The organism is Streptomyces mangrovisoli, from assembly GCF_000974985.2.
GTDB lineage: Bacteria > Actinomycetota > Actinomycetes > Streptomycetales > Streptomycetaceae > Streptomyces > Streptomyces mangrovisoli.
In genome coordinates this window covers 32,705-47,095 of the sequence record NZ_LAVA02000098.1, presented here as the reverse complement: position 1 = coordinate 47,095, position 14,391 = coordinate 32,705, and the positions used below count along the sequence as shown (strand labels likewise).

Here is a 14,391-nt window from a genome sequence, read left to right as displayed (position 1 = left end):
TTCCCCGCGCCCCTGAGGGGGCTGCGGCCGGGCGCTTTTCAGGGGCGCGGGGAACTGCGCGATCGGGCCCCACCGGCCCGCGGTCGGGAACCGTGCGGGACCAGGCACCCCGGCGGGGGGTTACGGGACGCGGTCCAGGAGGAGTACCGCGACGTCGTCCGTCAGCTCGCCGCCGTTCAGGTCGCGGACCTCGTTGACCGCGGCGCGCAGCAGGTCCTCCCCCCGCAGCCCCTCGGAGAGCTGCCGGCGGACCAGTTCCACCATGCCGTCCTGGCCGAGGCGCTCCCCGCCCGTGCCGACGCGGCCCTCGATCAGACCGTCGGTGTAGAGCATCAGGCTCCACTCGCGGCCCAGCTCCACCTGCATCCGCGGCCAGCGGGCGCCGGGCAGCAGGCCGAGGGCGGGGCCGTTGTTGTCGTACGGCAGCAGCTGCGCGGGCCGCCCCGGCCGGGCCAGCAGCGGGGACGGGTGCCCCGCCAGGCACAGGCCCGCACGGCGGCCGTCCGGCGCGATGTCGACCGTGCACAGCGTCGCGAAGATCTCGTCGTCGCCGCGCTCGTGCTCCAGCACCTGCTGCAGCGTGCCGAGCAGCTCGTCCCCGCACAGGCCCGCCAGCGTCAGCGCCCGCCACGCGATGCGCAGCTCCACGCCGAGGGCGGCCTCGTCGGGGCCGTGCCCGCAGACGTCGCCGATCATGGCGTGCACGGTGCCGTCGGGCGTGCGGACGGTGTCGTAGAAGTCGCCGCCCAGCAGGGCGCGCGAGCGGCCGGGCCGGTAGCGCGCGGCGAACCGCAGCGAGGAGCCCTCCAGCAGGGGCGTGGGCAGCAGGCCCCGCTCCAGCCGGGCGTTCTCCTGGGCGCGCAGCCTGCCCTCCGCGAGCCGGCGCTCGGCGGTGTCGGAGCGCTTGCGCTCGACGGCGTAGCGGATGGCGCGGCTGAGCAGCCGTCCGTCCAGCTCGTCGCGGAAGAGGTAGTCCTGGGCGCCCACGCGCACCGCCTCGGCCGCGCGCTCGGCGTCGCCGGAGGCGGTGAGCGCGAGGACGGCGTGCCGGGGCGCGAGCCGCAGGATGTGCCGCAGTACGGCCAGCTCGTCGGTGTCGGCGGCGCGGCCCGGCGCGGGCAGCGCGAGGTCGAGCAGGATGCAGTGCACGTCGTCCGTGAGCAGCCGCTCGGCCTCGGTGAGGTTGCGGGCGGTGCGGACCCGGATGGGCTTGCCGGAGGCGTCGAGCAGTTCGGGCACGATCGGCGAGCCGCCGGGATCGTCCTCGATCAGCAGCAGCGTGAGCGTCGTATGGGCGGTGTCTGTCGTGCCGTCCTTGCGCGGAACTTCTTCCTTCGAGGTGCCGCCGACGGACGCGGCCGGAGCCTGACCACTTTCCACGGCCGGGATCGCTCTCTGCCGCGGTATGGGTGCGGGCATTGTCGTTGTTTCCTTCCCTCCCCCCGAGGGCGCGGCGGGGCGAGGGACCTCGCTCCACCGACGGGGACCATAGCGGGTGGGGCGCCCGCAGCGGAATGGTGTGAGGCCTGTCGCGTTGGCGCAGACCGTTGTCATATGCCGCGATATGTAGCGCAGTTGGACAGGTCGCCGCGGTCGGGGGGATGACGAAGCTCACGTCCGAGGGCGGTTCGGGGCGAGAGGGACGTGCGGTCGGTCACGTGGCCGCGGTCACCGGCCCGCGGGGGCACCGCGCGAGCCCGGTGGGGCTGTTCGCGCAGTTCCCCGCGCCCCTGAAGAGGTACCCGGCCGCGCCACTCCCCAGGGGTGCGGGGAACTGCGCGGCAAGCCACGACGGACTCGCGCGTCCGTATCACCGCGGCCCGGTGGGGGCTGAGCGCGCAGTTCCCCGCGCCCCCGAGGGGGGCTGACGGTCAGGTGCCCTTCAGGGGTGCGGGGAACGGCGCGACCAGCCACGACGGACCCGCGGGTCCACATGACCGCGGGCCGGTGGGGGCTGGGCGTGCGGCCCCCCGCGCCCCGGGACCGCCAAGCCCGCCGCAGGCGTCACGCGTCGGGGCGTACGACCCCCAGGATCGGCATCGACCCCGCCCCCGCGATCGTCACCGTCCGCCCGGGGCGCGGGGCGTGGATGATGGCGCCGTCGCCGATGTACATGGCCACATGGCTCGCGTCGTCGAAGTAGATGATGAGGTCGCCGGGGCGCATGTCCTCGATGTCCACGTGCTTCAGCTGCTTCCACTGCTCCTGCGAGGTCCGCGGGATCGGGTCCCCGGCCGCCGCCCAGGCCTGCGACGTGAGCCCCGAGCAGTCGTAGGAGTCGGGGCCCTCCGCGCCCCACACGTACGGCTTGCCGAGTTGGTCCGTGGCGAACGCCACCGCCTTCTTGCCCGCCGCGGACGCGTGGCCGTCGATGTCCTTGAGGACGCCGGAGTCCAGCCACTTGGTCTGCGCGTCCAGCGCGGCCTGCTCCTCCAGCTTGGCGAGTCGCTCCTTCTGCCGCTTCTCCAGCCGCGATTCGAGCTTCTTGGCGGCCGCGATCTGCTGCTTGACCTTCTTGCTCGCCGCCGCCTTCGCCTTGCGTTCGGTGTCCAGCTCCTGCCAGCGCGCGGAGGCGCCCGCCGTGTACTCCTTCAAGTCCTTCTGCGTGCGCGCCATTTCGTCGAGCAGATGTCGGGTGGCGCGTTCGCCCTGGAGCGCCATGCCCGCCCCGTCGAGGAACTCCTGCGGGTTGTCGCTCAGCAGCAGCTGCGCCTCGTCCGGCAGTCCGCCGCCGCGGTACTGGGCGCGGGCCGCGGCGCCCGCCCGGTCCTTCAGTTCGGCCAGCTTCTCCTGGCCCGCCACGATCTTCTTGGCCAGGTCGACGATCTGCTCCGACTGCTTCTCGGCCTGTTCCTCGGCCGCGTTGTAGGCGTCGGTGGCCACGGCCGCGTCGTGGTAGAGCTTGTCCAGCTTCTTGCGGACGGCCTCCAGGTCCTTGTCCGGCGGGGCCGACACGGAGGCGGAGGGCGACGGGGATGCCGATGCCGAGGCCGACGCGGAAGCCGAAGGGGACGCCCCCTTGGACGACTTCTTCGAAGTGTTCTTCGTCGACGCCTTCGCCGACGCGTTCGCCGACGCGTTCGAGGACGCCTTCGACGAAGGCTTCGCCGACGCGGACTCCTGGCTTCTCGGGGAGGGCGACTTCGTGGCCTTCGGCGCGGTGCCCGCGAACGCGGTGCCCGGTGCGGCCAGGACGGTGACCGCGCAGACCACGGTGACGGCGGTCGCGACGAGGCCGCGCTTGCCCGTGCCCATACCCCTGCCCCCCAACTGATTTACCGTCAGTAACTTACGTACGCGTGGGGGATCGTGCCATGCCGTGCCGAAAAGTGACAGAGGCCGTGCCGCGAACCTCCCCCCTTCCGGACCGTGGCAAGACGATCTCCCCGCTTCTGTGACGAACGACTCACGATGATCGTTCCCCGCAGGTCGCAGGGCCCGTCACCCCGCCACGCCGCCCGCCGTCACCCCCGCGGCGCGACCCGTCACCCCGCGGCGCGACCCGTCACCCCCGCGGCGCCAGCGCCTCCCACGCCACCGTGACCTCGCCCTGCCGCCAGCGCGCCGGGCCGTCCGTCACCGGCCAGTCGGCCCGCAGGTCGCGCACCGCGCGGATCCAGCGCTGCCGGGCGCCGTACGACGCGTACGGCGCCGCCGCCGCCCACGCGCGGTCGAAGTCGCGCAGGAAGGCGTGCACCGGCTCCCCCGGCACATTGCGGTGGATCAGCGCCTTCGGGAGCCGTTCGGCCAGGTCGGAGGGGTGCTCCAGGGAGCCCAGCCGGGTCGCGAGGGTGACCGTGCGGGGGCCCTCGGGCCCGAGCGCCACCCACACGTGCCGCCGGCCGATCTCGTCGCAGGTGCCCTCCACCAGCAGCCCGCCCGGCGCGAGCCGCCCGCACAGCCGCCGCCAGACCGCGGCGACCTCCGTCTCGTCGTACTGGCGCAGCACGTTGGCCGCGCGGATCAGCATCGGCCGCTGCGGCACCGGGACTTCGAAGCCGCCGTGCCGGAAGGCCAGCCCGTCGCGTTCGTAGGGCCTGGCCGCCGTGACCCGGGCGGGCTCGATCTCGATGCCGACGACCCGGGTGGCCGGCGCCACCGTCCGCAGCCGCGCGAGCAGTTCGACGGCGGTCCACGGGGCGGCGCCGTAGCCGAGGTCGACGGCGACCGGGTCGTCGGCGCGGCGCAGCGCGGCGCCGAGCGTGGCCGCGATCCAGCGGTCCATGCGGCGCAGCCGGTTGGGGTTGGTGGTCCCGCGCGTCACGTTTCCCACGGGGCGGGTCGCGGCGCGGGCTGTCATGCCTACGAGGCTGTCATAACCGGCGCCCGGCCGGGGTACCAGGGCGGGCGGGGCGATTCAAGGCACCCGTCGTAGGACGCATCCGGCGCTCGAACAGTTGAGCGCCTCTCCGTAATGGCTGGGCAAAATCGCGCCCGACCGGAATGGGAGGGAGGGCCTCCGCTGTTGCACCCCCTTGAGGGGCGCAGCGTGCCCCGCGTCCGGCGTGCCCGCAGCCAAGGAGGAAGCCCACGTGAGCCAGTACGTCAGCAGGCTCGGGCGTCGCTCTCCGGCGGCCCCCTCGCGGCTCAGGCTGCACCGCCGCCCCCGGCGCGTCGCGATGCTCTCCGTGCACACCTCACCGCTGCACCAGCCCGGCACCGGCGACGCCGGCGGTATGAACGTCTACATCGTCGAGCTCGCGCAGCGCCTCGCCGCGATCGGCATCGAGGTGGAGATCTTCACCCGCGCCACCGCCGGCGACCTGGCGCCCTGCGTCGAGCTGGCGCCCGGCGTCCTGGTCCGGCACGTCGACGCGGGCCCCTACGAGGGACTGGCCAAGGAGGACCTCCCGGCCCAGCTGTGCGCCTTCACGCACGGTGTGATGCAGGCCTGGGCGGGGCACCGCCCCGGCTACTACGACCTCGTCCACTCGCACTACTGGCTCTCCGGCCATGTCGGCTGGCTCGCCGCGCAGCGCTGGGGCGTCCCGCTCGTGCACGCGATGCACACCATGGCCAAGGTCAAGAACGCCAACCTCGCCGACGGCGACACCCCCGAGCCCGCCGCCCGCGTCATCGGCGAGATGCAGATCGTCTCCGCCGCGGACCGGCTCATCGCCAACACCGCGGAGGAGGCCGACGAGCTGGTACGGCACTACTCCGCCGACCCCGGCAAGGTCGCCGTCGTGCATCCCGGCGTCAACCTCGGCCGGTTCCGCCCCGCGGACGGCCGCGCCGCCGCCCGCGCCCGGCTCGGCCTGCCCGAGGGCGCGCTGATCCCGCTGTTCGCCGGGCGCATCCAGCCGCTGAAGGCCCCCGACGTGCTGCTGCGCTCGGTCGCCGTCCTCCTCGACGAGCGCCCCGACCTGCGCTCCCGCGTCGTCGTGCCGGTCGTCGGCGGCCCCAGCGGCAGCGGCCTCGCCAAGCCCGAGGGCCTGCAGAAGCTCGCCGCGCGGCTCGGCATCGCCGACGTCGTACGGTTCCACCCGCCGGTCGGGCAGGAGGAGCTCGCGGACTGGTTCCGGGCCGCCTCCGTGCTCGTCATGCCGTCGTACAGCGAGTCCTTCGGGCTGGTCGCCATAGAGGCGCAGGCGGCCGGGACGCCGGTCCTCGCCGCGGCCGTCGGCGGACTGCCCGTGGCGGTGCGCGACGGGCAGACCGGATTCCTCGTGCAGGGCCACGACCCGGCGGACTACGCGCGCGTGCTGCGCCGCCTCGCCGACGAACCGGGGCTCACGGACACCATGGGCGCGGCCGCCGCCCGGCACGCGCAGTCCTTCGGCTGGGACACCTCGGCCGCCGCCACGGCGGACGTGTACACGGCCGCGACGCAGGCCCACCGCCGTCGCGTACGCTCCCACCATGGGTGATCGCGCGGAGCAGCAGAGGGCGGCGCAGGTCGTCGAGGCCGCCCTGAAGGACGCCGAACTCGAGTGGGAGTCGCCCGAGGCGGGCCACTACGTCGTCAGACTCCCCGGCACCCGCAAGCTGTCGACGACCGTCTCGCTGCTCGTCGGCCGCCACTCGCTCTCGCTGAACGCCTTCGTCATCCGCCACCCCGACGAGAACGAGCCGGGCGTCCACCGCTGGCTGCTGGAGCGCAACCTCAAGCTGTACGGCGTCGGTTACGCCGTCGACCCGCTCGGCGACATCTACGTCGCCGGCAAGCTGCCGCTGACCGCCGTCGTCCCCGACGAGGTCGACCGCCTGCTCGGGCAGGTGCTCGAAGCGGCGGACGGGGCGTTCAACACCCTTCTGGAGCTGGGGTTCGCCTCCGCGATCCGGCGGGAGTACGCGTGGCGGGTGTCCCGGGGCGAGCCGACCCGGAACCTGGACGCGTTCAGCCGTCTCGTCGAGCGCCCCGCGGACTGAGGTCCCGGGCGGCGGTCCGGTAGCGGCCGGGCGGCACCCCGACGAGCTTCCTGAAGTGCCGGGTGAGATGGGCCTGGTCGTAGAACCCGGTGGCCGCGGCGACCTCGCCCGGTGCCCGGCCGTCGAGCAGCAGCCGGCGGGCGCGGTCGACCCGGCGCGAGGTCAGGTACTGGTGTGGGGCGATGCCGTAGGCGCGGGTGAACGCCCGCACCACGTGGGCGGGATGGGCGTGCACGATCGCCGCGGCCTCGTCGAGGGTGACGCCGTCGACGAGGCGCGCGTCGAGGAGTTCGCGCACCTGGCGGGCGAGGGCGGGGTCGGGGCGGTCGGCGCGCTCGCCCAGCCGGTGCCGCAGATGCCCCCGCAGCCGCTCCCCGACCAGGGTCAGCCGGCTCTCGGCCTCCAGCTCGTCACCGGGCCGGACGAGCGCCGCGTGCAGGTGCGCGACGCGCTGCCGCAGCACCGGGTCGCGCAGGTCGGGGCTGTCGACGGCGGGCCCGATCAGGGAGTCGTCCAGGCGGGTGGAGTCCAGGTAGACCACGCGCTTGCGGAAGCCGTGCGCGGTGGCGGGGGAGCCGTTGTGCGGCACGTGCGGCGGGAGCAGGGACACCGTGTCGTGCGGGGTGCCGTGCTCGTGCCGGTCGAGGTCGTACCGTACGGCGCCGTCGTCGACGATCAGCAGCGTCCAGGACTCGTGGACGTGCATCGGGTAGGCGTACTCGGTGAAACGGGCGTGGAAGACCTCGGTGACGCCCGCGACGCGCGGACGCCAGGCGGAGACCTCACGCTGGGCGGCCATGCAAAGAACGTACAAGACGGGGTCGGGGGGCGGGCGGGAGTCTCATTGCATGAACGCCGAGCCTGATTCCGTGACCGCCGAGTCCTCTTCAGCGAACGCCGAGCCCCTCTCCGTGCACGCCGAGCCCCTCTCCGTGCACGCCGAGCCCGCCGTGGCGGCGCCCGCCCCGGTCCGCTTCGACACCAAGATCGCCGTACTGCTGCGCGAGGACCTGGAGCCGTGGCAGCGGTTGAACGTCACCGCCTTCCTGGTCAGCGGCCTGGGCAGCCGGGCCCCCGAGGTGGTCGGGGAGCCGTACGAGGACGCGGACGGGGTGCCGTACCTGCCGATGTTCCGGCAGCCGGTGCTCGTCTTCGAGGGCGGCAAGGAGACGCTGACCGCGGCCCACGGCCGGGCCCTGTCGCGGCAGCTCCCGTGCGCGGTCTTCACCTCGGACCTGTTCGCGACGGGCAACGACCGCGACAACCGGGCGGCGGTCAAGGCCGTCGCCACGCACGACCTGGACCTGGTGGGGATGGCGGTGTACGGCCCGCGCAACGCGGTGGACAAGGTCCTGAAGGGCGCGCGGATGCATCCCTGAGGGGCGCCGGATGCGAGGGGGTCAGCCCGCGCCGACCTCCTCGGCGCGGGCGGCCGCGGTGGCCGCCGGAGCGCCGCTGCCCGCGGGAACGCGCCGCATGAGGAGGCCGTAGCCGAGGGCCGCGACCACGGCGACGGCGGCGCACATCGCCCAGAGCCAGCCGGCCCCGAGGTGGTCGATGACGGCGCCGGACATCAGCGGGGCGACCAGCGCGGCGACCGCCCAGGACAGGGTGTAGAAGCCCTGGTAGCGGCCGCGGCCCTGGGCCGGGGCGAGCCGGACGACGAGGCCGGTCTGGGTGGGCGCGTTGATCATCTCGCCGACGGTCCACACGCAGACGGTGAGGGCGAAGACGCCGACCGACCCGGCGAAGGCGGTGAGTCCGAAGCCGACGCCGACGAGGAGCGAGGAGAACACGAGCAGCCGGCGCGGGTCGCGGTGTTCGATGACCCGGGTCAGCGGGATCTGGAGGGCGACGATCAGGAAGCCGTTGACGGCGATCGCGCTGCCGTAGTCGGCGGAGGTGAACCCGGCGCGGCCCATGGCGACGGGCAGGCCCACGGCACCCTGCTGGAAGACCAGCGCGACGAGGAAGGACAGGGTGACCACGGCCATGAAGCGCCGGTCGCGCAGGACGGTGCCGAGCCCGACGTCGTCCTTGGCGCGCGTGCCGCGGTCGGCGGGGGCGGCCGGGTGGGACTCGGGCAGCTTGAGATAGACGACGATCGCGCAGACCAGCGTCATGCCGGCCTCGATGAGGAAGCCGGCGCGGTAGCTGTACTCGGCGATGAAGCCGGCACCCATGGAGGAGACGGCGAAACCGAGGTTGACGGCCCAGTAGTTGAGGGAGAAGGCCCGCACCCGGTCCTCGGGCCGCACGATGTCGGCCATCATCGCCTGCACGGCGGGCCGCGAGGCGTTGCTCGCCATGCCGACGAGGAAGGCGACGCCGGCGATCGCGACGGGATCGTGCACGAAGCCGAGCGCGGCGACGGCGACGGCGGTGGAGGTCTGGGCCAGAAGCAGGGTGGGCCGGCGGCCGAACCGGTCGGCCATCACGCCGCCGCCGAGGGAGGAGATCACCCCGCCGAGGCCGTGCAGCGAGGCGACGAGACCGGCGTAGGAGGCGCTGTAGCCGCGGTCGAGGGTGAGGTACAGGGCCATGAAGGTGGCGACGAAGGCGCCGAGCCGGTTGACGAGGGTGCTCGTCCACAGCCACCAGAACGCGCCGGGAAGGCCCGAGACGGACTCCTTCGCGGCACGTCTGAGCGAGTCCACGGACATGACGATCCCCCGGAATGTAAGCGGCGCGGTAAGTGTCCACAACTTACGGAGACGGGGGTGTCTCGGGCCACTCGATTAACGGATCCCGTCAACCGTCCGACCCTCGGTCGCGCGAGCGGGGCTGCGAGTCGGTCGATTACGCTCTGAGGCATGGCCGACGCACCGTACAAGCTGATCCTCCTCCGCCACGGCGAGAGCGAGTGGAACGCGAAGAACCTGTTCACCGGCTGGGTGGACGTCAACCTCAACGAGAAGGGCGAGAAGGAGGCGGTCCGCGGCGGTGAGCTGCTCAAGGACGCCGGCCTGCTGCCCGACGTGGTCCACACCTCCCTCCAGAAGCGCGCCATCCGCACGGCGCAGCTCGCGCTGGAGTCGGCGGACCGCCACTGGATCCCGGTCAACCGCTCGTGGCGGCTGAACGAGCGGCACTACGGCGCGCTCCAGGGCAAGGACAAGGCGCAGACCCTCGCGGAGTTCGGCGAGGAGCAGTTCATGCTCTGGCGCCGGTCCTACGACACCCCGCCGCCGCCGCTCGAGGACGGCACGGAGTTCTCCCAGTCGGACGACCCGCGCTACGCCTCCATCCCGCCGGAGCTGCGCCCGCGCACGGAGTGCCTGAAGGACGTCGTCGTCCGCATGCTGCCGTACTGGTACGACGGCATCGTCCCGGACCTGCTGACCGGCCGCACGGTCCTGGTCGCCGCCCACGGCAACAGCCTGCGCGCCCTGGTCAAGCACCTGGACGGCATCTCGGACGAAGACATCGCGGGCCTGAACATCCCGACGGGCATCCCGCTGTCCTACGAGCTCGACGCCGACTTCAAGCCGGTCACCCCCGGCGGCACGTACCTCGACCCGGAGGCCGCGGCGGCCGCCATCGAGGCGGTCAAGAACCAGGGCAAGAAGAAGTAAGCCCGTCTGCGTCAGCCCCCTGCCTGCGTCTTCTTCGCCGGCGGGGGGCTTTTTCGCGACCGGCCAGGGCTCGACCGGCCAGGGCTTGACCGGCCAGGGCTTGACCGGCTAGGGCTTGGCCGACTTGGGCTGGGTCGTCGGGATGCGGTGCGTGAAGAAGAGGGCGAGGACGGCGGTTGCCGCGAGGACGGCCAGGGCCGCGCGCAGTCCGTCCAGGCGGGCCTCGGTGTTGGCGTCGAGGGCCGCCTGGGTCACTTCCGGGCTGATGGCCGCCTCGTCGAGGGCGTCCTCGAGCTGTGCGTCGGACAGGAAGGGCACGCCGCTCTGGAGTTCGGTGGCCGCCTGGTTCTTGACCTCGGCGGGGATCGCCGGATTCTGTTCGACGGAGGTCAGGAACGACGTCGTCAGGGCCGCGATCAGGAGGGAACCGGCGACGGCGGTTCCGATCGACGCGCCCAGGTTGGTGACGGCGTTCTGGACCCCGCCGACCTCCGCGCTCCGCGCGTCCGGTACCGCGGACACGGTCACCGAGCCCAGTTGTGAGGCCAGCGCGCCCATGCCGAGTCCGATGAGCAGGAGGGGCAGGGTGACGATCTCCCCGCCCGCGTCCGCGTCGAGCGCCGCCATCAACGCGACCGCCCCGGCCAGCAGGGCCAGCACGCCGAGCCGTACCACCCGGCGGGGGGAGACGTCGGGCAGCAGACGCGGGATCAGGACCGCGGCGGCCAGCAGGGTCAGCGAGAGCGGCAGGATGTGCGCGCCGGTCGACAGGGCGGACAGGCCCAGGGCGACCGAGAGATAGAGCGGTACGACGAAGAACACGCCCATCTGCACGAGGTACTGGAAGAAGAACATCGTCAGGCCCCCGGTGAGCTGGCGGTTGCGCAGCATGTCCGGGTCGATGAGGGGTTCCCGCCCGCGGCGGACCTGGAATCGTTCCCACCACAGGAAGAGCCAGAGCAGCAGCAGTCCGGCCAGCGCCAGCCATACGACGAGCGAGACGCCCAGCCAGGACGGGGCGTCGGGCTTGGGCACGAACCAGCCCCATTCGTCGGAGCGCAGGACGCCGTAGACGAACGTGCCGAGGCCGGCCGCGGAGAGCACGGCACCGACGAGGTCGAGGCGGCTGCGGGCCTCGGCCGGCGCGTCGGCGACGCCGCGGGCCAGCACCAGGATGCCGAGCACGATCACGACCTCGCCGGCGAACACCCAGCGCCAGGAGAAGTACGTCGTCGCGATGCCGCCGATGAGCGGTCCCAGCGCGATCGCCACGGCTCCCGCCGCCGTCACGAGCCCGTAGGCGGCGGGGCGGCGCTCGGCGGCGAAGTTGCCGGCGACCAGCGCCACGATCGCGGGCAGGATGAGGGCCGCGCCGATGCCCTCCAGAACCGACCAGCCGATCAGGAGCACCGTGAGGTTCGGGGCGAGGGCGGTGGTCAGCGAACCGCAGCCGTAGACGAGGGAGCCGATCACGAAGGCGCGTTTGCGGCCGACGAGCGCGCCGACCTTGCCGCCAGGGATCATGAGCATCGCCATGACCAGCGTGTACGCGGTGATCGCGCCCTGGATCCCGGTCACCGTGGTGCCGATGTCGTCGGCGACGGTGGCGATCGACACGTTCATGACGGAGCTGTCGAGCGCCATCAGGAACTGCCCCAGGGCGAGCGTCAGCAGGACCAGGCGCTTCGGGGACGGCCCTTCGGATGTTCCCACCCCGTTTGCCATGGGGGCATCGTGCCAGCGGCGGACCGCCTCCGCCGGCTGCCGCGCAACGACATCAACCGGACGGCGCACGCCCCGTGGCCCCGGGGGCCGCGGTCCAGGCGTTTCGGTTCGGTGGTCGCCGTGACGACGGCCGAGGGGCCCGGTACCCGAGTGATCGGATTACCGGGCCCCTCAGCCGTCCTGTCGGGGTGCCGTCAGCCGCACTGGCACGGGTTGCCCGACTGGCAGCCGCAGCCGCAGCCCGAGCCGCAGCCGCACGCGCCGAAGAGCGGGAGGTTTCTGGGCTCGGCGGGCTGCTCGGTCGGGGCCTGCCGGGCGGGGTCGGGCGTGGTGGTGGGGGATTCGGCCATCGGTCCTCCTAGGGGTGCCCACTGCTGCTGCCCATTGGATGCCCGCCCCGGCCCGCGCATCAACGGCGCACGGAGGCTTGTTCGCGCCCCGGTCGGTCCCTTCGCGCCCGCCAGGAGCGAGGCGTCAGTGCCGTCGACACCCGCCGGAAGCGGGACGTCAGGCGCCCTCGACGCCCGTCACCGGCTGGATGTCCTGCTGGAGCTCGTCCGCGTGCTCGCCCGTCACCAGGAACACCACGCGCTTGGCGACCGCCACGGCGTGGTCGGCGAAGCGCTCGTAGTAACGGCCGAGCAGCGTCACGTCGACCGCCGTCTCGATGCCGTGCTTCCAGCGGTCGTCGATCAGGTGCTGGAAGAGCGTGCGGTGCAGCAGGTCCATCTCGTCGTCGTCCTGCTCCAGCTGGAGCGCGAGGTCGACGTCCTTGGTGATGATGCACTCCGCCGCCTTCGCCATCAGGCGCTGCGCCAGCTGCCCCATCTCCAGGATGGTGGCGTGCAGGTCGTGCGGAATGGCCCGCTCCGGGAACCGCAGCCGGGCCAGCTTCGCCACGTGCTGGGCGAGGTCGCCGGAGCGCTCGAGGTCCGCCGACATGCGCAGCGAGGTGACCACGATCCGCAGATCCGTGGCGACCGGCTGCTGCCGTGCGAGCAGGGCTATGGCCTGGGCCTCGAGGTCGTGCTGGAGTTCGTCGACCTTCTTGTCGGCCTCGATGACGCTCTCGGCCAGCTTCAGGTCGGAGTCGAGGATCGCCGTCGTGGCGCGCCCGATCGCCGACCCGACGAGCCGGGCCATCTCGACCAGGCTGTCTCCGATCGAGTCAAGTTCCTCGTGGTACGCGTCCCGCATCTCTGGGGTCCCTCTCTTACGTCTGCCTCGGGGTTCCGGATGGCTGGCCCTGTGAACCGGCGTCGAACCCCACGCTCCCACGTTCCGGGTCGTACGCGTCCGTTTCCGTCATCGCAAATGAACCATCCCCGGCATCAAGGTGAACTCTGGGCGACGAGTGTTCGAGGTCGCACCCGGACGGCTGTGGTCAGGAGGTATCCCATGCCTAACCTGTCTGCATGGACGTGAACGCGGCGGTCGCCGCAGCGGCAGCGATCGCCGGGGTGCTCACCGGCGTCATCGCCATGCTGGCGTTCCGCTGGAGCGAACGCGACCTGAAACGCCCCACCAGGACCTCTCTGCACACCGACGCCGTGCTCCCGCCGGGCGTCGACACCGTGCTGTCGGTCCTCAGATCCTCGGCCGTCGTCCTCGACGAGGCCGACGCCGTCGTCAAGGCGAGCTCCGCCGCGTACGCCCTCGGGCTGGTGCGCGGCGGTCGGCTGGCCGTGGAGCCGATGCTCCAGATGGCCCGGGACACCCGCAGGGACGGCGAGATACGGCAGGTCGAGCTCGACCTGCCGCGCCGGGGCACCGGCCGCGGCGAGGCGCTCGCCGTCTCCGCCCGGGTCGCCCCGCTCGGCTCCCGGCTGGTGATGCTGCTGGTCGAGGACCTCACCGAGGCCCGCCGCATCGAGGCCGTACGGCGTGACTTCGTCGCGAACGTCAGCCACGAGCTGAAGACCCCGGTCGGCGCGCTCTCCCTGCTCTCCGAAGCCGTCATGGACGCCTCCGACGACCCGGAGGCCGTGACGCGGTTCGCCGGGCGGATGCAGATCGAGGCGACCCGGCTGACCAACCTGGTGCAGGAGCTCATCGACCTGTCGAGGGTGCAGAACGACGACCCCCTCGAGGACGCCGAGCCGGTACGGGTGGACGAACTCGTCGCCGAGGCCGTCGACCGCTGCCGCCACGCGGCCGGCACCAAGCAGATCACCATGGCCGCCGGCGGCACCGCCGACCTGCACGTCTACGGCAACCGCGGCCAGCTCGCCGCCGCCCTCGGCAACCTGGTCGAGAACGCCGTCAACTACTCGCCCGCCCGCACCCGGGTCGGGATAGCCGCCCGCCGGGTCGGCGCACCCGGCGGCGACTTCATCGAGCTGGCCGTGACCGACCAGGGCATCGGCATCTCGGAGAAGGACAAGGAGCGAGTCTTCGAGCGCTTCTACCGCGTGGACCCCGCCCGCTCCCGCGCCACCGGCGGGACCGGACTCGGCCTCGCCATCGTCAAGCACGTGGCCGCCTCGCACGGCGGCGAGGTCTCGGTGTGGAGCTCCGAGGGACAGGGCTCCACGTTCACCCTCAGACTGCCGGAGGCGGGTTCCGCCCGCGACCGCGCGCATCAGCACCCCGACCTCGACGAAGACGACGAGGACGGCCGGGCCGGGCGACCTGCCCGTCCGTCGCATGAGACCCACCCCCCAGCCCCTGACTCCACCGCGTACGCAACGCTTCCCTCCCCGGAGGTCCTTCCGTGACC

Annotated in this window: 13 protein-coding genes; 5 read left to right on the top strand and 8 right to left on the bottom strand. The window is 72.9% G+C overall.

Going from position 1 to position 14,391, the window contains the following annotated elements; genetic code table 11:
- Positions 1-120: 120 nt before the first annotated feature.
- The 3 genes from WN71_RS33710 to WN71_RS33700 form a co-directional block, all read right to left on the bottom strand.
- Positions 121-1,419: a PP2C family protein-serine/threonine phosphatase gene (locus tag WN71_RS33710; RefSeq protein WP_046585880.1), complete on the bottom strand. Its 1,299-nt coding sequence runs from the start codon at positions 1,417-1,419 to the stop codon at positions 121-123.
- A 585-nt stretch (positions 1,420-2,004) separates the two neighbouring features.
- On the bottom strand, positions 2,005-3,255 hold the full coding sequence (locus WN71_RS33705) for a C40 family peptidase (protein ID WP_079178319.1): 1,251 nt from the start codon (positions 3,253-3,255) through the stop codon (positions 2,005-2,007).
- A 250-nt stretch (positions 3,256-3,505) separates the two neighbouring features.
- Positions 3,506-4,300, bottom strand: coding sequence for a class I SAM-dependent methyltransferase (locus WN71_RS33700; protein WP_046585878.1), 795 nt, complete (start codon positions 4,298-4,300; stop codon positions 3,506-3,508).
- Positions 4,301-4,532: 232 nt separating this feature from the next.
- On the opposite strand from WN71_RS33700, the gene mshA reads away from it, so the two are divergent.
- Together mshA and WN71_RS33690 are read left to right on the top strand one after the other, a co-directional pair.
- Positions 4,533-5,870: a D-inositol-3-phosphate glycosyltransferase gene (mshA, locus tag WN71_RS33695; protein WP_046585876.1), complete on the top strand. Its 1,338-nt coding sequence runs from the start codon at positions 4,533-4,535 to the stop codon at positions 5,868-5,870.
- Complete coding sequence (locus WN71_RS33690) at positions 5,863-6,372, top strand: type III secretion system chaperone family protein (protein ID WP_046585874.1); 510 nt, start codon at positions 5,863-5,865, stop codon at positions 6,370-6,372. The genes mshA and WN71_RS33690 overlap by 8 nt, the downstream gene beginning before the upstream one ends.
- On the opposite strand, the gene WN71_RS33685 is transcribed toward WN71_RS33690, so the two are convergent.
- Complete coding sequence (locus WN71_RS33685) at positions 6,341-7,171, bottom strand: helix-turn-helix transcriptional regulator (protein WP_046585872.1); 831 nt, start codon at positions 7,169-7,171, stop codon at positions 6,341-6,343. The genes WN71_RS33690 and WN71_RS33685 overlap by 32 nt on opposite strands.
- A gap of 49 nt (positions 7,172-7,220) precedes the next feature.
- On the opposite strand from WN71_RS33685, the gene WN71_RS33680 reads away from it, so the two are divergent.
- Positions 7,221-7,751, top strand: a complete 531-nt coding sequence (locus WN71_RS33680; protein WP_079178318.1) for a DUF2000 domain-containing protein — start codon at positions 7,221-7,223, stop codon at positions 7,749-7,751.
- 21 nt (positions 7,752-7,772) lie between these two features.
- On the opposite strand, the gene WN71_RS33675 is transcribed toward WN71_RS33680, so the two are convergent.
- Positions 7,773-9,035 (bottom strand): MDR family MFS transporter, encoded by a 1,263-nt coding sequence (locus tag WN71_RS33675; protein WP_046585869.1) that lies wholly within the window; start codon positions 9,033-9,035, stop codon positions 7,773-7,775.
- A 150-nt stretch (positions 9,036-9,185) separates the two neighbouring features.
- Here WN71_RS33675 and WN71_RS33670 point away from each other — a divergent pair, with 150 nt between their 5' ends.
- Entirely contained in the window at positions 9,186-9,947 is a 762-nt protein-coding gene (locus tag WN71_RS33670; protein ID WP_046585868.1) for a phosphoglyceromutase, read from the top strand.
- Between the two features lie 108 nt (positions 9,948-10,055).
- On the opposite strand, the gene WN71_RS33665 is transcribed toward WN71_RS33670, so the two are convergent.
- The 3 genes from WN71_RS33665 to phoU form a co-directional block, all read right to left on the bottom strand.
- Positions 10,056-11,672 (bottom strand): MFS transporter, encoded by a 1,617-nt coding sequence (locus WN71_RS33665; RefSeq protein WP_046585866.1) that lies wholly within the window; start codon positions 11,670-11,672, stop codon positions 10,056-10,058.
- 194 nt (positions 11,673-11,866) lie between these two features.
- Positions 11,867-12,022 carry a hypothetical protein gene (locus WN71_RS42070; protein WP_167382985.1) on the bottom strand — a complete coding sequence of 52 codons (156 nt, stop codon included), beginning with the start codon at positions 12,020-12,022 and terminating at the stop codon, positions 11,867-11,869.
- Positions 12,023-12,179: 157 nt separating this feature from the next.
- Positions 12,180-12,869 (bottom strand): phosphate signaling complex protein PhoU, encoded by a 690-nt coding sequence (phoU, locus tag WN71_RS33660; protein WP_046585864.1) that lies wholly within the window; start codon positions 12,867-12,869, stop codon positions 12,180-12,182.
- A 218-nt stretch (positions 12,870-13,087) separates the two neighbouring features.
- Here phoU and phoR point away from each other — a divergent pair, with 218 nt between their 5' ends.
- On the top strand, positions 13,088-14,389 hold the full coding sequence (phoR, locus tag WN71_RS33655; protein ID WP_046585862.1) for a two-component system sensor histidine kinase PhoR: 1,302 nt from the start codon (positions 13,088-13,090) through the stop codon (positions 14,387-14,389).
- Positions 14,390-14,391: the final 2 nt, after the last annotated feature.

Bases quoted from the DNA above. Each gene is read 5' to 3' on its own strand.
- WN71_RS33710 (WP_046585880.1), bottom strand. From the start codon at position 1,419: ATGCCCGCACCCATACCGCGGCAGAGAGCGATCCCGGCCGTGGAAAGT.
- WN71_RS33705 (WP_079178319.1), bottom strand. From the start codon at position 3,255: ATGGGCACGGGCAAGCGCGGCCTCGTCGCGACCGCCGTCACCGTGGTC.
- WN71_RS33700 (WP_046585878.1), bottom strand. From the start codon at position 4,300: ATGACAGCCCGCGCCGCGACCCGCCCCGTGGGAAACGTGACGCGCGGG.
- WN71_RS33690 (WP_046585874.1), top strand. From the start codon at position 5,863: ATGGGTGATCGCGCGGAGCAGCAGAGGGCGGCGCAGGTCGTCGAGGCC.
- WN71_RS33685 (WP_046585872.1), bottom strand. From the start codon at position 7,171: ATGGCCGCCCAGCGTGAGGTCTCCGCCTGGCGTCCGCGCGTCGCGGGC.
- WN71_RS33680 (WP_079178318.1), top strand. From the start codon at position 7,221: ATGAACGCCGAGCCTGATTCCGTGACCGCCGAGTCCTCTTCAGCGAAC.
- WN71_RS33675 (WP_046585869.1), bottom strand. From the start codon at position 9,035: ATGTCCGTGGACTCGCTCAGACGTGCCGCGAAGGAGTCCGTCTCGGGC.
- WN71_RS33670 (WP_046585868.1), top strand. From the start codon at position 9,186: ATGGCCGACGCACCGTACAAGCTGATCCTCCTCCGCCACGGCGAGAGC.
- WN71_RS33665 (WP_046585866.1), bottom strand. From the start codon at position 11,672: ATGGCAAACGGGGTGGGAACATCCGAAGGGCCGTCCCCGAAGCGCCTG.
- WN71_RS42070 (WP_167382985.1), bottom strand. From the start codon at position 12,022: ATGGCCGAATCCCCCACCACCACGCCCGACCCCGCCCGGCAGGCCCCG.
- phoU (WP_046585864.1), bottom strand. From the start codon at position 12,869: ATGCGGGACGCGTACCACGAGGAACTTGACTCGATCGGAGACAGCCTG.
- phoR (WP_046585862.1), top strand. From the start codon at position 13,088: ATGGACGTGAACGCGGCGGTCGCCGCAGCGGCAGCGATCGCCGGGGTG.